Here is a 16,806-nt window from a genome sequence, read left to right as displayed (position 1 = left end):
CTCTTTTTAACCGTTTTCAAACCTACCCATCGCGCCAAGCAGGTTTTGGCTGGAGAGTACCCATGACCCGACTTAATAATCACAATCTGGGCAATTTAAACGGCGATGTTGCCATACCATGCTATGAGCGTGCGAAGCTTACTCCTGGCATTGTGCATGTCGGCGTGGGCGGTTTTCATCGGGCTCATCAGGCCATGTACCTTGATGAGCTGATGCAGCAAGGGCTGGCGCTTGATTGGGGTATCGTGGGCGTTGGCGTTATGCAGGGTGATAAACGCATGCAGCAGGCGCTTGCCGCGCAGGATTACCTTTACACTCTGGTGGTGAAGCATCCTAACGGGCAGTACGCGCCTCGGGTTATCGGCAGCATGGTCAATTACCTGTTTGCCCCGGAAGACGCAGAGGCGGTCATTGAGCAGATGGCCGACCCGGCCATTCGGGTTGTGTCACTCACCGTGACGGAAGGAGGCTATAACTTTCATTCGGTGACGGGCGAATTTAACCTGGAAAATCCCCAAGTGCGTGAGGATCTTGCGCACCCTGAAAAGCCCTCCACCAGTTTTGGCCTGATTGTCGAGGCGCTGGTACGCCGCCGTGAGCGCGGCATTGCTCCGTTTACCGTCATGTCGTGTGACAACATTCAGGGCAATGGCGACGTGGCCAAGCGCATGTTCACCGCCTATGCCCGTGCCCGCGATAGCCAACTGGGCGAGTGGCTTGCGTCAGAGGTTGCGTTTCCCAACGCTATGGTCGACCGCATCACTCCCGTTACCGCACAGGCGGATATTGACGAACTGTCTCAGCGCTTTGGGGTAGAAGACGCTTGGCCGGTCGTATGCGAGCCGTTTACGCAGTGGGTGCTGGAAGATCACTTCCCGCTGGGCCGTCCGCCGTTTGAGCAGGTAGGCGTGCAGGTGGTCGAGGATGTTGAGCCCTACGAGTTAATGAAGCTGCGGCTTTTAAATGCCAGCCATCAGGCGCTCACCTACTTTGGCTATTTAGCGGGCTATCGCTATGCCCACGAAGTTTGCCAGGACCCCTTGTTTGTGGATTTTCTGCTCGGCTATATGCGTGAAGAGGGCTCGCCCACGTTGGCGCCTGTGCCCGGTGTCGACCTGGAAGCTTACCGCTTAACGCTGATTGAACGGTTTGCCAACCCCGAAATTAAGGATACGCTAGCGCGGCTGTGTGCCGAAAGTTCAGACCGTATTCCCAAGTGGCTGGTGCCGGTGATCCATCATCAGTTGGCTCACGGAGGCGAGATCAAGCGCAGCGCAGCGGTAGTGGCCAGCTGGGCACGCTACGCTGAAGGAGTCGATGAGCAGGGCGAGCCCATCGAGATTGTAGATCGCTTAAAGGAAACGCTGACCGCAATCGCCGCTGAAAACCGTACCCGGCCCAGTGCGTTTATCGACAATCGTGAGCTGTTCGGCGATCTGGTCGACCATCCGCGCTTTTATGAGGCTTATGTCCAAACGCTTAATTCGCTGCATAAGCACGGCGCACGGGCTACGCTTGAGGCGCTTGTGGCATCCAAAGGAACGCTGTGATGTATATTGGTGTGGATTGCGGTACCCAGAGTACCAAGGTCGTAGTGGTTGATGTGGAGCGCGGCGTTATCCTGGGCGAGGCAAGCCGCCCGCATCGGCTGGATGAAGGTGAAAATGGCCGCCGTGAACAGGCGCCCTCTGAATGGTTAGCGGCTTTAAAAGGTGCCTTTTTTAGTGCCCTGGAGCGCGCTGGGGTCAATGCCTCACAGATTCGCGGTATCGGTGTGTCAGGTCAGCAGCATGGCATGGTGGCATTGGATGCTGATGGTGTGCCGGTTTACCCCGCCAAACTATGGTGCGATACCGAAACCAGCGCCCAAAACAGTGATCTTGTCGCCCGCTTGGGCGGTGAAACAGGGTGCCTGGAAAAATTGGGGCTGGTGCTACAGACCGGCTATACCGCCTCTAAAATCGCCTGGCTGCGCGAGCATCAGCCGGACGCCTACCGGCGCATCGATAGTCTGTTATTGCCCCACGATTACCTGAATTTTTGGCTGACTGGCGAGCGTGTGACCGAAGCGGGCGATGCCTCGGGCACCGGCTATTTTGATACCCGCACGCGGTGCTGGCAGTTGGAGGTGTTTGCTGAAATAGCCCCTGAGCTTGACCCGCAACGCGTACTGCCACGCTTGTTGGAAGCTCATGAACCGGCAGGGATGGTGCGCCCACTGATTGCCCGCGAGCTGGGGCTTGGCGATAACGTGGTGGTCTCTTCAGGCGGCGGCGACAACATGCTGGGGGCGATTGGTACCGGCAATATCACCCCAGGCCTGATAACTCTTAGCCTGGGTACCTCGGGCACCGTTTGCGCTTATTCGCCTGAGCCTATTCTCTGCGATAACGCCATGGTGGCTAATTTCTGCTCAAGTACCGGCGGGTGGCTGCCGCTTATCTGCACCATGAACGTGACTTCGGCTACCACGCGGATACGTGAACTGTTTGGTTTGGATTTAACAACGTTTAGCGACCTGGTGGCCAGCGCTCCGGTAGGTGCTGAGGGCGTTACCGTGCTGCCGTTTTTCAACGGCGAGCGCGTACCCATGCTGCCGGAGGCGTCGGCTGATTTTTTGGGCTTGAACAGTATCAATACCCACCAGGCAAACCTGTGCCGTGCGGTGGTTGAAGGGGCTACCTTCGGGCTGCGCTATGGGCTTGAGTTACTGGGCGATTTAACCGCAGGCGCCAGCCAAATCCGGCTGATCGGCGGTGGGGCCAATAGCCCGGTATGGCGGCAGATGGTGGCCGATATTACGGGCACGGAAGTAATATGCCCTGAGATTACCGATGCCGCTGCGCTAGGTGCGGCCATTCAAGCTGCATGGTGTGATCAACGTGCACAGGGCGTAACGCTTGACGCGTTATGTAACCGCCTCGTTCACCTTGATGCGCACTCGCTTGCGGAGCCGAACCTTGCACGCGTTGAGGCGTATCAAGAGGTCTATGCGCGCTATACACAAGCGCTAAAACAGCGCCATCAAAACGTGTAGCGGCTTATAACATTTTCAAAAAATCGACGTACACAGGGGTTAGCAGGCACACTGGGGGAATACTATCCAGCGGAGACGGCGATGGATGCTACCCTGCGAAGGCTACTCGACGCCCAAGCGATACGGCCAACCGGTGAATTAACGCCGCTTGGCGGTGGAGACAGCGCGGCGGTATATGCACTTGAAACCTCCCAGGCGCAGGTGGTCGTCAAGCATGACAAGGCCGAGCGCTTGCGCGGAGAAGCGGAAGGGCTACGTGCCCTTAGAGGAGCCTGCAAAACGCTTATTGTGCCGGGCGTGCTAGGCCTGGATGAAGAGTGGTTGCTGCTTGAGTCGCTAAATACCCAACCCAGCGGGCCCACCAGTGACACCCTCTTGGGCGAAGGGCTGCGTGAGCTGCATAGCGCCATTGGTGAAGCCCACGGCTGGCATGAGGATAATGCCTGTGGGCAAACGCCACAATCCAACACGCTGCATAAGGACGGGCGCGTTTTTCAGCGCGAGCGACGCCTATTCCCGCTTAGTGATGCCTGCTTTCAACACGGCTTGATTGATCATGCACTACGCGCCCGCATCGAACACATTGCTTATCAGCTTGAAGAGTGGCTGCCAGAGGCGCCCGCAAGCCTTTTGCATGGCGACTTATGGTCGGGCAACGTATTGATCACTACCCGTGGCCCTGCCTTGATCGACCCTGCCGTTTATCGTCATTATCCCGATGTGGATATTGCCATGCTGACGCTGTTTGGTTCGCCGGGCAGCGGCTTTTTTGATGCCTACTGGGAGGGCAATGCCCCGGCTGATTGGTCGAGGCGTGAGGCGCTGTTTCAGCTGTACCCGCTGCTTAATCATTTACTGCTTTTTGGAGCGACCTATCGCACCGGTATTGAGCAGCGCGTAGCTCTACTTGAAACCTGCGCTCACTAAGCTGAAAGCGAAGTGGCGGTAGATAGCAGTAATAGATGTAGCAAAAGAAGTAGTAATAGAAGAATTACCCACTAAAGTACAAACAATAAAATATAAACAAAGGGGCGGGGCGATAGCGTGAAGAATAGCAGAGAAGCAGTGCTGAAAATCCTGGCGTCATGCTTTGGTCCAGGCTAACCGGATGAGGCTTGACAAGCTCTTTGTTCATACAATTTGCTAGACTTCAAGTCTAGTATACATACATGAATGTAACTATAATGCCATCTTCCATAAATAGTTTACTAATAGCATTCCCATCGTTGACACCTAGAGGCACCACCATGCGACTGGCAAACTGGGCAGTCAATGCCCCTTTACGACCCTTATTACTAGCCGTTTTCACTGCGTCTATTGCGCTGCCTGCTCAGGCGGCAGACCTGATAACGGTCGCGCGTGAAGCGCTGAGCAATAACGCCACGCTAAATTCAGCTCGTGCTCAGTACTCTGGGGTCGAAGCCGGTCGGGATGTTGCGAGAGGCGCGCTGCTGCCGCAGGTGAATGCATCAGGCAACGTGGCGCACCATGAACAATTTGAAAGTCAGTCAACGCGCACCACACCGGGCGCCGGAGGGGGAGCAGGTGTTGGAGGGGGAGATGATCGCTATAACAGCGTATCGCTGACCCTGGAAGCCACTCAAATGCTGTTTGATGAAGTGGCGCGCCAGCAATTCAATCAGGCTGATCGCGAAATCGACCAGCAGTTCTACCTGTTGGCTGCGACCGAACAACAGCTGCTTTTTGATGTTGTTAACGCCTATTTCGATATCCTTCGTGCGCATGATGTACTGACCACCCGACAGGCCCAAGAGCGTGCTATTGAACGCCAGTTGGAGCAGGCCAGTGAGCAGTTTGAAGTGGGTTTGATTGCCATTACCGACGTCGAAGAAGCACGCTCAAGCTATGATCAGTCGCGTGCTAATCGGCTCGCCGCTGAGAGCAACCTGCAGGTGGCTTTTGAGGTGCTTGAGCAGTTAACCGGTCAGCGTTACCCGAACATCAACGCGCTAGGCGATGCGATGCCGGTGGTGAAGCCTTCAAGCAATCGTGACTACTGGGTTGAACAAGCGATTGAGCTTAATCCTCAAGTCCTTGCTCAGCAGGCGGGCATCGAAATTTCACGCGTGGGCGTTGATATTGCCCGTGCCGGTCGCCTGCCCACGTTCCAGGCATTCGCCAACTATCAACATGCTGATAATGATCGCGATGCCGTTAGCGGTTATGACGCCTCCGGTCAGGTCGGGATATCGGCCAATCTGCCTATTTATACCGGTGGCAGTACCATTGCGAGTATCCGCCAAGGCACTTACCAGTTGGAAAGTACGCAGTACGAGTTTGAGTCTCAGCGCCGTACCACGATCCAGCAAGTGCGCTCGCTCTACACCCAGGTCAGCAATAACGTTGAAACGGTAGAAGCGCGTCAGCAAACTATCGTATCAGCGCGCAGTGCGTTGGAAGCCACGCAGGTAGGGTATGAAGTCGGCACACGTAATATCGTCGATGTGCTGAATGCCGAGCAGAATTATTACGACGCCATTGCTGATTATGCTGAGTCACGTTACGACTATGTCGTTAACTTCCTTGGGTTGCGCCAGCAGGCAGGGTTGTTGGATGTACCGGCGATCGAAGAAGTGAATGCCTGGCTAACGGATGATCAGGTGACCTTCGCGATACCTGATACCGATGGTGGCAGCTATGAGCGTGCCATGAATATTGGTGCGCCACCGACGCTGGATCGTTGATCACAACGAACCGTCGGCGTTTTTAAAACACGGCTTTATGAGTCGTCTGCATTTGAATAAAGCGCCATTGGACACCAGGGCAGCCGCCAGCGCCGTCAATCAACGTTTTGAAAAGATCAAGGGAACCCACGCATGAGAAAAATGATTCACTCACGCCGAGCGAGTCTAGTAACGCTGATTGCCGCGCTAGTGTTGACGGCCTGTGGCCAGGACCAATCGCAAGAGCAGCAGGCCGAGCAGCCAGAGGCTCCGCCTCATAAGGTGGAAGTGGCGGAAGCCGTACGTCAGGATATTCCGTTAAATAAATCGTACCCTTCGTTACTGCGTAGCGATAGTGAAGTGACGCTGGTGGCACGTGTTAACGGTTATCTTGAAGAGCGCCACTTCCAGCCTGGCCAATTGGTGGAAGAGGGTGATTCGCTGTATACCATTGAGCCTGATCTTTACCAGTCAACGGTTAACCAGCGTGAAGCTGACCTGCAAAGTGCCCGTGCCGAGTTATCCCGCGCTCAGCGTGATGCTCAGCGCTTTGAGCAACTGCTCAGCCAAAACTCTGTTAGCCGCCAGCAGTATGACCAGGCGCAGGCAGACCAGCGTGTGGCGCAAGCCAATGTTGCCCAGGCTGAGGCTGCACTACGCAGTGCTAACCTGGACCTTGGCTATTCAAATGTAACGGCCCCTGTGTCAGGCATGATCAGCTTGAGCCAGGTTAACGTTGGCAACCTGGTTACGCCAGGAACTGAGCTTGCCACTATCACCCCGCTGGACCCGCTTGAAGTGCGTTTTCAACTGCCTCAGCGTGATGCCTTTGAGCTACGCCGCCAGTTGCGTGAAGAGGGCGACTCGTCCATTACCGCGCTGTTAAGCGTGCCCGGCGTAAGCGGTGCCAGCGGGTCTGAACTTGAAGGTCAGCTCGACTTCCTGGGCTCCCGCGTGGATGCCGGTACCAGTACCGTTCAGGCGTCTGCCAGCTTTGCTAATCCGGATGGCGCTATCCTGCCTGGCCAATTTGTGCGCGTACGCCTTGATGGTCTGCGCCGTTTTAACGTAATGGCTGTACCTGAAATTGCGGTCACCCAAGGCTTAATGGGCCCTCGCGTATTTGTCCTGGATGAAAATGACCAGGCGCGCGAGCGTACGGTGCAATTAGGCGAAGTCGCTGGCCCTTGGCAGATCATTGTTGACGGCCTTGAAGAGGGCGACCGTGTGATTGTGGGCGACCCAGCAGGCATTGAGCCTGGTATGGCCATTGACCCACAGCCGTTTGATGGCGACGCCAATGAAGTAGTTGAGCGTGTTGAAGAGGCTGACGCTCAGGAGCAACAAGAGCAAGCCGCTGCCGCTTCCCAAATGACAGAGGGTGCTGGTGATGTGCCTGCAGGGGAAGAGGAAGAGGGTACTCAATAATGAATTTCTCCAACTTCTTTATCAGCCGGCCGATTTTCGCCACGGTACTTGCGATTATCCTCACGCTGATAGGTGCCATGGCCATGCGGATACTGCCCATTGAGCAGTATCCAAGTGTGGTGCCGCCCACCGTATCCGTACAGGCTCAATTCCCAGGCGCTGACGCTGAGACGGTCGCCCAGACGGTCGCTGCACCGCTGGCTGAGGCGATTAACGGCGTAGAGAACATGCTTTACATGACCTCTAACAGCGCTGATAACGGCATTATGAGTTTGAGTGTGGCGTTTGATATCGGCACTGATGGTGATATCAACACTATTAACGTGAATAACCGTGTTCAGGGGGCGCTTTCTCAGCTGCCCGAGCAGGTTCAGGCTCAGGGCGTTAACGTTTCACTGCGCTCTGACTCGATCCTTATGTTGATCGCCCTAACGTCCCCGAACGGCGATTACAACAACGTGTATATGCAGAACTACGCCACGCTTAATATCCTCGATGACCTACGCCAAGTGCCTGGCGTAGGTAATGCCGAGGTGCTGGGGGGTGGTGAGTTTGCCATGCGTATCTGGATGGACCCTGACAAGCTGGCGCAATACGACCTCACGCCGAGCGAGGTGGCTAATGCTATCCGTTCACAAAATACCGAAATCCCTGCCGGTAATTTAGCCGCCACGCCGCAAGGTAGCCCGCGCGCTTATACGTATACCATCACTGCCGGTGGCCGTTTATCGGATACGGATGATTTCCGTAATATCTATTTGCGCACTAACCCTGATGGCTCATCGCTACGCCTGGAAGATGTAGCACGCATTGAGCTGGGGGCATCGTTCTACGGCATTGATGCACAGCTTAATGGTTCAACGATGACGCCGATTATCATCAACCAGCAGCCGGGCGCCAATGCGCTGGCCACGGCTGATGCCGTGCGTGAAACCATGGCAGAGCTGTCCAACCGTTTCCCGCCAGGGCTTGAGTATGTTACGCCGTACGACACCACGCAGTTTATCGATGCGTCGGTAGAAACGGTATTGCATACCTTTATTGAAGCCTTCCTGATCGTTATCGTGATCCTGTTTATCTTCCTGCAGAACTGGCGCTTTACCGTGATTGCCATGTCGGTGGTGCCGGTGTCGGTGATTGGTACCTTTGCAGGCTTTTACCTGTTTGATTTTTCTATCAACCTGCTAACGCTATTCGCCCTGGTGCTCTCAATCGGGATAGTGGTGGATGATGCGATATTGGTGGTGGAGAACGTTGAGCGTGTATTAGGCGAAGATGACGAGGTTACCGTTAGAGAAGCAACGATTCGTGCCATGCGCGAGGTTGGCGGGCCAGTTATTGCCACCTCACTGATCATGGCCGCTGTTTTCGTACCGGTTGCGTTTATGGGCGGCTTTACTGGGCAGATCTATCAGCAGTTCGCGATTACTGTCGCGATCTCGGTAGCGCTGTCAGCGCTAATGGCGTTGACGTTTACACCGGCGCTGTCTGCCATCTTCATCAAGCATAATTTGCACCATTCGCGCCAGTCAGCATTCAAGCGGGCGATTACTACGCCTCTGCGTCTATTTGACCGCTTGTTTGCAGGTATCACCGCGGTTTATATGTGGTTTGTGGTGCGCCTAGTACGCTTTTGGGTGCTCGCCTTGGCGCTAACGATCGCAACCGGTGCCGGCTCCTACTGGTTGTACGCCAATACGCCCTCAACATTGGTGCCGGAAACCGACCAGGGCATCGTGCTGGTCAGCGTATCGCTACCCGATGCCGCCTCGCTTGACCGCACCGAGAACTACATGGCAAAACTTAGCTCCGCTATTGAAGATATACCCGGGGTGCAATACTCCTCGGCGATAGCGGGCTACGATATTCTTGCAGGCTCGGTTAATACGGCGCGCGGGATTATCTTTGTCAATATGGTGCCCTGGGGAGACCGTGATCTAACGGCAGCGAGCCTGGTGGGGCAAATTATGCAGTTGGGGGCCAGTATTGATGGCGGTACTGCCATGGCCTTTAACGTACCGCCGATTATGGGGCTTTCTACCACCGGCGGGTTCACCGGCTATCTGCAGTCGTTTGACGGCGCCTCACCTCGCGAGCTTTACGAAGCCTCACTACAGATTATGGGCGCGGCGAATCAGCATCCAGCGTTAAATCAGGTCTTTACCACCTTTAACGTGAACGTGCCTTCCTATCGAGCTGAAATTGACCAGCAGAAAGCGCTTAGCTATGGCGTGGCATTGGAGAATATCAACTCGGCGTTATCCAACACCTTTGGTAATGGCTTTGTGAACTTCTTTAGTTACCAAAACCGTAACTTCCAAGTGTATCTACAAAACGAGGATCAATTCCGTAAAACGCCTGACGACTTAAATAGTGTCTTCGTGCGAGGGGGCAATGGTGAGCGTATCCCGCTCTCTGAGTTTGTCACGCTGGAGCGTCAGGTAGGTCCATCGGTCGTATCACGCTTTGGCGTGTATACCGGCGCGCAGTTCCAGGGCGGCGCGGCGCCTGGCTATAGCTCTACCCAAGCCATTGAAGCCATGAATGAAGTCGTCATGGATACGCTCGGGCCTAACTGGGGCATGGGCTGGACCGGTACGGCTTATCAGGAAGCAAACATGGGTAATACAGCGATGCTTGCCATTGTGTTTGGTATCTTGATGGTCTTCCTGATCCTGGCAGCCCAGTATGAAAGCTGGTCGTTGCCCTTGGCGGTACTTACCGCAACGCCGTTTGCCTTCCTGGGCGGGATTGGAGGCATCGCGTTGCGAGGCCTGGATACCAGTGTGTATGTGCAGATTGGTATGTTGGTGGTCGTGGGGCTTGCGGCGAAGAACGCGATCTTGATCGTGGAGTTTGCCGAACTGCAGCGTAAAGAGCAGGGCAAAACGATTCGCGAAGCCGCGATTACGGCCGCTGAGCTGCGTTTCCGTCCTATCGTCATGACATCGCTTGCGTTTATTTTTGGTACCTTGCCACTGGCCTTGGCGACCGGCGCCAGTGATGTAAGTAGCCACCATATCGGGACAACCGTTGCGGTGGGTATGGCCTCTGTGGCCGTTTTGGGAAGCGTGTTTATTCCCAGCTTCTACGCCATGATCGCCACTGTGTCCGACTGGCTCTATCGTAAACGTCATCCGGATCACGATAACCAGAAACCGGCACTGGAGCACGATCAGCCGTAACCGCGTTTCACCACTAATGAGCGGGCACTACCGAAAGGGAGTGCCCGTTTTTTTATGCTGTAATGATTCGCATCAAGGCAGCCAAGGGCAAAAAAGAATAGTTTGGACTATGCTAAAAGAGACCACACGTTTTTAGCCTGGACCCATCATATACGCCCAGGCGGAAACAGCACCGGACGAAATGTCTGGAGGAGGACACGCCATGCAACCTGTTATTTCTGCTGCGCTACAGTTTCCAACCATTGTGTTTACGTTTCTAATGGGGCTGTTAGCGCTGTATTGGATGTTGGTGCTGCTTCGAATAGCCCCTCTTGAGTTATTTGAGCGCGACAGCCTGCGCGATGATCACATGGCCAGTACGCTGGTGTCGTTAGGGTTTGCAGGTGTGCCGGCGACGCTTGCGCTGACGTTTCTTGTCGTGATTGCGGGGAGTTTGGCATTAGCGGTAGAGCTTTTAGTGTTGCGTTGGCTATCGCTAGGCATGTTGCGCGTGCCGGTAGGCGTACTGATCCTGTGGGTATCCTTTGCTGTTGCTTCACCCATTGCCGCCGCCTTATGCCATCGCTTACACCGGGGCTTGCATCGCTATCAGCCCTTTACGCGGCGCTGCCTGTTGGGGTCGACGGTTATCGTGTCCGGGCGTCAGGGCGATGGATTTGCCATGGCAGTGATTGAAGATGAGCCTAATAGCCATGTCAGGCTGCACTGTAAAGAAGGGGATTGCCCACAAGAGGGCGAGCGTCGCGTTCTGGTGAAATACCTCGCTGGTGAGAGCGCTTATCGCAGCGTAATGGAACAAACCTATCTGGATACTCGGGTACGTTTAAATAAGCTGCGTCTTCGCTATCACCACCAGGGTGAAGGCTACTCAACCTAACGTTATTAGCGATTAACGTTCACTACTCGCACCCGCGCCGCCACTGTCTTGTTAGTCATTGCCTTATGGATGACGTGTCAGTGGCGGTGTGGCTTTATCCATCGGTGTTGAACGCTTGCCACTAATCACCACAATGGTGGGGTATCCCAGTACAGGCAGGTTGCTGCATTGCAGCGGATGGCGTGGATTAGCGTTGCATAATGCGTATCAATGTATCAATCAGTTCGCCGCCGCGTTGGTGTATGGAGAACGCATCCGGTGTGCGTAGCCAGTCGTGGAAAAGGCCTCCCAGTGCCGACTGCAACATGCGCGTCGCCACCTCTGGTGTCACATCTTCACGCAACAGCTGCTGGTGCTCCGCTTCTTTAAACACGATCAGCATTTCTGAATAACACTCTTCACCAATATCATCCTGCATGGCAAGTGGGTTGATATCGCTAAAAAACTCGCAGCGGTGGAGCAAAATGGAAAGAATCCGCTGGTGAGAAGGTTGCTCAAGACGCGCCAGACCTGCATGGCAGGCAAGCCGGATGGCTTCCATCGGAGAGATGGTTTCATCGGCCTTGCTGACAGCTTCCATTAGCGACTGGAACGGCATGTGTACGCGCTCCACCAGTGCCATAAACAAGTCGCCCTTGTTTTTAAAGTGCCAGTAGACCGCGCCACGGGTTAATCCCGCATGGCGTGCAACCTGCTCAAGAGACGTGCGTGCAACACCCTTTGCAAAAAATACCTCTTCGGCCGCATCCAGCAATGCTTCTCGGGTAGCAGCGGCTTCCGCTTTGGTCTTTCTCGCCATGGAAACGCAACCTCATTAATGACACAAGATGAACATATTTTATCCGATATGGTGTAATTTTTACATTCAAAACTGTATGGATAGATGATTAAACGCATGGCTTGTGTTATCAAAACCTCATGTCTCGAAACCGCAGGGGCTCACTGCGTGCGGTAGGCGCATCGCCATGCCCTCATTAATGCCATTTGCTTAGTGGCTAATCACGCTGAAAAAAGGAGACTCAGGATGGCGCGAGCACCTTTTCAACTTGCCGGGCACACCATACCGCCTGGCCAACGTTCCCAAATTGATGTGCCGGTGGCGCGTCTTTATACCCATACACCCCTGCATATTACGGTCGAAGTGGTACACGGACGTAAAGAGGGGCCCGTTATTCTGGTGTGTGGTGGCATTCACGGGGATGAGATCAATGGCGTTGAAATTGTACGTCGCTTATTACGCTCAAAGGCCATCAAAAGCCTAAGAGGTACCTTGATTGCCGTGCCGGTGGTTAACGTTTTTGGCTTCCTGCAGCAAACGCGCTACCTGCCTGACCGACGCGATCTCAACCGCTGTTTCCCGGGCAGTGAAAACGGCTCCCTCGGGGGGCGAATCGCGGCGCTATTTCGCGAGCAGATTGTCGATCAGGCGACGCATATTATTGATCTTCACACCGGCGCAATTCATCGCACGAACCTTCCCCAAATACGCGCACAGTTAAGTCCTGGCAGTGAAACCGAGCGCATGGCCGATGCCTTCGGCGCGCCGGTGATACTGAATGCAGAGCTGCGCGAAGGTAGCCTGCGTCACTATGCACAAACGCGTGGCATTCCTGTACTGACCTATGAGGCGGGGGAAGCGCTGCGCTTTGATGAGTGGGCCATTGCCCCCGGTGTACGCGGCGTACTGCGTGTAATGCGCCGCCTGGATATGCTTACTGGCGAACAGCGCCGCCGCTCGCCAGCGCCTGCCGAGCTTGCCAATGGGTCCAGTTGGGCGCGTGCACCTATCGACGGTATTTTAAGGCCCAAAGTGCGCTTGGGCGCGCGTGTCGCCAAGGGGGAAGTGCTCGGTATAGTGGCCGACCCATTTGGCAATCAAGAAAGCGAGGTCAAGTCGATGGCCGATGGCATTGTGATTGGCATGAGCCGTCTGCCGTTAGCCAATGAAGGTGAGGCGCTTTATCACATTGCTCGTTTTGATGAGATAGAAGAGGCCGAAACGGCGATTGAGAGCTTTCAATCAAGCCTGACACCGCCCCCGGACGCGCTCTATTAAATGTTTGATAAGCGCCATAAAAAAAGCTTATTAGCGCAATAGCCAAGCAGTACATGAGATAGCTGGCGGGAAGCAGTTCCTTTGACTATACCAATGAGAGAGTAGTTATCCTAAATTAAAAATAATAAGCACAAAGGTATGATTTGTTTTTATAAAGCGGTGCCTTGAGTGCCGCGCGAGCCGTGACATGGAGGGAAAGCGATGACGAGCGATAAACCCAAGCATACGACGACAGGGGCTGGCATTCCGGTATCCAGCGATGAACACTCTCTTTCGGTAGGCCCGGATGGCCCGATTGTACTGCACGATCATTTTCTGATGGAGCAAATGGCGGCTTTCAACCGCGAGATGATTCCCGACCGCCAACCACATGCCAAGGGTAGCGGCGCTTTTGGCCACTTTGAAGTCACCCATGATGTCAGTAAGTACACTAAAGCCAAGTTTCTGAAAAAAGGCACAAAAACAGACGTACTTATTCGCTTCTCAACGGTCGCAGGGGAAAGCGGCAGCCCGGATACTTGGCGTGATCCACGCGGGTTTGCGGTGAAGTTTTATACCGAAGAGGGCAACTTCGACATGGTGGGTAACAATACCCCTGTGTTCTTTGTCCGCGACCCGATGAAGTTCCAGCACTTTATCCACTCGCAAAAGCGCCGCGCCGATAACGGCCTGCGTGACCACGATATGCAGTGGGATTTCTGGACGCTGGTGCCGGAGTCCGCCCACCAGGTGGCCTGGCTAATGGGCGACCGCGGCGTGCCCGCTACGTGGCGGCACATGAACGGTTACTCCAGCCATACCTATATGTGGGTGAACGAGGAAGGTGAGCGGTTCTGGGTGAAGTACCACTTCAAAACCGACCAGGGCATCAAGTGCATGACCCAGGAGCAGGCTGACCAGATGGCCGGTAGCGATGCGGATTACCACCGCCGTGACCTGTTTGAAGCCATCAAACGCGGCGAGTATCCCACCTGGACACTGCAGATGCAGATCATGCCCTTCGAGGACGCCAAAACGTATCGCTATAACCCCTTTGATCTTACCAAGGTGTGGCCTCACAGTGACTACCCGCTGATGGAAGTGGGCAAGCTAACCCTTAATGAAAACCCCACCGACTTCCATAGCCAAATCAATCAGGCCGCCTTCGAGCCTAACAATATGGTGCCGGGCACTGGGCTTTCACCCGACAAGATGTTACTGGCGCGCTCAATCTCCTATGCCGATGCGCACCGGGCTCGCTTGGGTGTGAACTACAAGCATATCCCGGTGAATACGCCCAAGTGCCCGGTCAATAGCTATACCCAGGGCGGGGCGATGCGGGTGCATAACGCAACGGACCCAGTATATGCGCCGAACAGCAAAGGCGGCCCCAAAGCCGATGGCGAGCGCTTCCCGGAAGATGCCGTATGGGCGACCAGCGGTGAGCTCGTACGTACCGCCTACACGCTGCGTAAAGACGATGACGACTGGAGCCAACCGCATACGTTGGTGCGTGAGGTAATGGATGACGCCGCACGTGACCGGCTGGTATCCAACGTGGTGGGGCACTTGTCGGGTGGCGTAACAGAGCCAGTGCTGGAGCGCGCCTTCGAGTACTGGCGTAATATCGACCAGGAAGTTGGTGAGCGTATCGAAAAAGGCGTGCGCGGCAACTAAACCACGCAAACGTGGATTAATCGCGTCCACCACAGCCCGCTACGTTAAGACGTGGCGGGCTGTTCTCGTTCTGGCATCGGCGCTTGTGATGGCTCGTTAACTAACCCGATAGCATCATCAAATAAGAGTAACCCAGCGCCTTCTTTATGTGCGTGCTCTGATAGAAGACGCCGAAAACGCCGACCGCCAGGGCAACCCTGAAAAAGCCCCAACAGATGACGGGTAATATGGTTAAGCTTCGCGCCTTCATCCAACCGCTGCTGAATATACGGGCGAAATGTCCGGGCCGCCTCAACCCGGCTAGCGGCTGGGCCGGGCACGCTATAAAGCAACGTATCTACCTCAGCCAGTAACCAAGGGTTTTGGTACGCTTCACGGCCAATCATCACGCTATCCACACGCTCAAGCTGTGCCTGACACTCTTCAAGCGTTTTAATCCCACCGTTGATGCCGATATGCAGCTCAGGGCGGTCCTGCTTTAAACGATGCACACGCGGGTAATTGAGCGGCGGCACGTCGCGGTTCTCTTTGGGCGATAGACCTTTCAGCCACGCTTTGCGCGCATGCACAGTAAAAATTTCACAACCGGCATCTGCGACTATGTCGATAAAGCGCGCCAAGTCGGCGTCTTCATCCTGCTCATCAATCCCGATACGGCACTTCACCGTAACCGGAATCGAGACGGCCGCCTGCATGGCGCGCACGGCATCGGCGACTTTTTCCGGGTAGCCCATCAGGCAAGCGCCAATCATGTTGTTCTGCACCCGGTCGCTTGGGCAACCTACATTCAGGTTAACCTCGTCATACCCCCACGCCTCAGCAATCGCCGCGCACTCGGCAAGCTCCCCGGCATCGCTACCGCCAAGCTGTAAGGCAATGGGATGCTCCACATCGCTATAGCCCAAAAACCGCTCACGCGGCGAGCCATGCAAAATAGCGCCCGTCGTCACCATCTCGGTATACAGCAGCGCCCGCTTGGTTAACGTACGTGCGAACGCCCGATAATCACGGGTTGTCCAGTCCATCATGGGCGCGACGGAGAAAGTTCTATCCAGCGCAGGGTGAGCAGTGCCAGACTTCATGCGGGTTTGTTGTGTTGTGCTATCATTCATAACTGTTCATGTTTACAGTGGTTTGGCCACGTTTTAAGCAAATTAGTGTCACAAATTTGGCACCACATGGCACTTTTATTTGTCACATTTTCGAGGCTGTAATGGCGACGATCGTGAAGCGTCCAAAAAGGGACGGCAGTTTCTCATACCTGGCGCGTATTCGCATTGCGCGTACGGGTCAACCTGACTACTCAGAGTCCAAAACATTCCCTAAAAAGGCAATGGCCGTTGAGTGGGCGAAGCGTCGGGAACTGGAGTTGGCCGCGCTAGGTGGTGTGCTGACTGCTAAATGGAAGGGCGTTACTTTACACGATGCCATCGAGCTGTACCTACATGAATTTGCTGACGGTGCTGGACGTAGCAAGCGGGCCACTATTGAGCAGCTGTAGCGTTTTCGGTGAGCAGGTACAAAATAGCCCGCCGAAGCGGGCTTAATTTGATCAGAGCAACGTAGGCCAGTTTGGCCACAGGGTTAACGTCAACTCTGTTAACTTCATTGTTAGGTCAAAGATGTACAGCACGATTTCAATACTTTTCATCGTGTTGACCCCCCGACATTATTTTAAGCGTTGAGTTAACCGTCAACCATTTATTCAACTTTACGTTGAAAATTACACGCGATGTGTTAATTTTACCCATTAGGTAATTTCCTATACCAAGTGTTGAAGGCGCGCTAACGCCGGATACTTACGAAAAGCCCTGGTCCCCACGACTGGGGCTTTTTTTCGTTTGTCAGCCTAAACTTAATCAACTTAGCCTGACGCGACGCAT

At 54.6% G+C, this 16,806-nt stretch carries 12 protein-coding genes; 10 read left to right on the top strand and 2 right to left on the bottom strand.

Going from position 1 to position 16,806, the window contains the following annotated elements; genetic code table 11:
• Positions 1-62 precede the first annotated feature (62 nt).
• The 7 genes from ACT3RQ_RS13040 to ACT3RQ_RS13010 all read left to right on the top strand — a co-directional run bounded on the left by ACT3RQ_RS13040 (position 63) and on the right by ACT3RQ_RS13010 (position 11,211).
• On the top strand, positions 63-1,550 hold the full coding sequence (locus ACT3RQ_RS13040; protein WP_444640093.1) for a mannitol dehydrogenase family protein: 1,488 nt from the start codon (positions 63-65) through the stop codon (positions 1,548-1,550).
• Positions 1,550-3,037, top strand: coding sequence for a xylulokinase (gene xylB / locus ACT3RQ_RS13035; RefSeq protein ID WP_444680618.1), 1,488 nt, complete (start codon positions 1,550-1,552; stop codon positions 3,035-3,037). Before ACT3RQ_RS13040 ends, xylB begins: the two co-directional genes overlap by 1 nt.
• An 81-nt stretch (positions 3,038-3,118) precedes the next feature.
• Positions 3,119-3,964 (top strand): fructosamine kinase family protein, encoded by an 846-nt coding sequence (locus ACT3RQ_RS13030; protein WP_444680617.1) that lies wholly within the window; start codon positions 3,119-3,121, stop codon positions 3,962-3,964.
• A 320-nt stretch (positions 3,965-4,284) separates the two neighbouring features.
• Positions 4,285-5,742, top strand: coding sequence for a TolC family outer membrane protein (locus ACT3RQ_RS13025; protein WP_444680616.1), 1,458 nt, complete (start codon positions 4,285-4,287; stop codon positions 5,740-5,742).
• A 132-nt stretch (positions 5,743-5,874) separates the two neighbouring features.
• On the top strand, positions 5,875-7,149 hold the full coding sequence (locus ACT3RQ_RS13020) for an efflux RND transporter periplasmic adaptor subunit (RefSeq protein WP_444680615.1): 1,275 nt from the start codon (positions 5,875-5,877) through the stop codon (positions 7,147-7,149).
• On the top strand, positions 7,149-10,334 hold the full coding sequence (locus tag ACT3RQ_RS13015) for an efflux RND transporter permease subunit (protein WP_444680614.1): 3,186 nt from the start codon (positions 7,149-7,151) through the stop codon (positions 10,332-10,334). The genes ACT3RQ_RS13020 and ACT3RQ_RS13015 overlap by 1 nt, the downstream gene beginning before the upstream one ends.
• A gap of 202 nt (positions 10,335-10,536) precedes the next feature.
• Positions 10,537-11,211: a hypothetical protein gene (locus ACT3RQ_RS13010; protein WP_172116019.1), complete on the top strand. Its 675-nt coding sequence runs from the start codon at positions 10,537-10,539 to the stop codon at positions 11,209-11,211.
• Positions 11,212-11,398: 187 nt separating this feature from the next.
• Here ACT3RQ_RS13010 and ACT3RQ_RS13005 read toward each other — a convergent pair whose 3' ends face one another.
• Positions 11,399-12,010, bottom strand: coding sequence for a TetR family transcriptional regulator (locus tag ACT3RQ_RS13005; RefSeq protein ID WP_441679396.1), 612 nt, complete (start codon positions 12,008-12,010; stop codon positions 11,399-11,401).
• Positions 12,011-12,235: 225 nt separating this feature from the next.
• Here ACT3RQ_RS13005 and ACT3RQ_RS13000 point away from each other — a divergent pair, with 225 nt between their 5' ends.
• Both ACT3RQ_RS13000 and ACT3RQ_RS12995 read left to right on the top strand, forming a co-directional pair.
• A complete protein-coding gene (locus ACT3RQ_RS13000; protein ID WP_444680613.1) occupies positions 12,236-13,267 on the top strand; it encodes a succinylglutamate desuccinylase/aspartoacylase family protein in 1,032 nt (343 codons plus the stop codon).
• Between the two features lie 201 nt (positions 13,268-13,468).
• Entirely contained in the window at positions 13,469-14,923 is a 1,455-nt protein-coding gene (locus ACT3RQ_RS12995; protein WP_444680612.1) for a catalase, read from the top strand.
• Between the two features lie 44 nt (positions 14,924-14,967).
• Here the strand turns inward: ACT3RQ_RS12995 and dusA are convergent, their stop codons facing one another.
• Positions 14,968-16,035: a tRNA dihydrouridine(20/20a) synthase DusA gene (gene dusA, locus ACT3RQ_RS12990; protein WP_444680611.1), complete on the bottom strand. Its 1,068-nt coding sequence runs from the start codon at positions 16,033-16,035 to the stop codon at positions 14,968-14,970.
• A gap of 113 nt (positions 16,036-16,148) precedes the next feature.
• Between dusA and ACT3RQ_RS12985 the strand changes: the two genes are divergently transcribed.
• Positions 16,149-16,424 (top strand): hypothetical protein, encoded by a 276-nt coding sequence (locus ACT3RQ_RS12985; protein WP_444680610.1) that lies wholly within the window; start codon positions 16,149-16,151, stop codon positions 16,422-16,424.
• The last annotated feature ends 382 nt before the right edge of the window (positions 16,425-16,806 follow it).

The sequence above is a fragment of the Halomonas sp. AOP43-D1-4 genome (assembly GCF_052446175.1).
GTDB lineage: Bacteria > Pseudomonadota > Gammaproteobacteria > Pseudomonadales > Halomonadaceae > Vreelandella > Vreelandella citrativorans.
This window is presented reverse-complemented; position numbering and strand designations above follow the sequence as displayed.

Bases quoted from the DNA above. Each gene is read 5' to 3' on its own strand.
- dusA (WP_444680611.1), bottom strand. From the start codon at position 16,035: ATGAATGATAGCACAACACAACAAACCCGCATGAAGTCTGGCACTGCT.
- ACT3RQ_RS13015 (WP_444680614.1), top strand. From the start codon at position 7,149: ATGAATTTCTCCAACTTCTTTATCAGCCGGCCGATTTTCGCCACGGTA.
- xylB (WP_444680618.1), top strand. From the start codon at position 1,550: ATGTATATTGGTGTGGATTGCGGTACCCAGAGTACCAAGGTCGTAGTG.
- ACT3RQ_RS13030 (WP_444680617.1), top strand. From the start codon at position 3,119: ATGGATGCTACCCTGCGAAGGCTACTCGACGCCCAAGCGATACGGCCA.
- ACT3RQ_RS13040 (WP_444640093.1), top strand. From the start codon at position 63: ATGACCCGACTTAATAATCACAATCTGGGCAATTTAAACGGCGATGTT.
- ACT3RQ_RS13000 (WP_444680613.1), top strand. From the start codon at position 12,236: ATGGCGCGAGCACCTTTTCAACTTGCCGGGCACACCATACCGCCTGGC.
- ACT3RQ_RS12995 (WP_444680612.1), top strand. From the start codon at position 13,469: ATGACGAGCGATAAACCCAAGCATACGACGACAGGGGCTGGCATTCCG.
- ACT3RQ_RS13005 (WP_441679396.1), bottom strand. From the start codon at position 12,010: ATGGCGAGAAAGACCAAAGCGGAAGCCGCTGCTACCCGAGAAGCATTG.
- ACT3RQ_RS13020 (WP_444680615.1), top strand. From the start codon at position 5,875: ATGAGAAAAATGATTCACTCACGCCGAGCGAGTCTAGTAACGCTGATT.
- ACT3RQ_RS13010 (WP_172116019.1), top strand. From the start codon at position 10,537: ATGCAACCTGTTATTTCTGCTGCGCTACAGTTTCCAACCATTGTGTTT.
- ACT3RQ_RS13025 (WP_444680616.1), top strand. From the start codon at position 4,285: ATGCGACTGGCAAACTGGGCAGTCAATGCCCCTTTACGACCCTTATTA.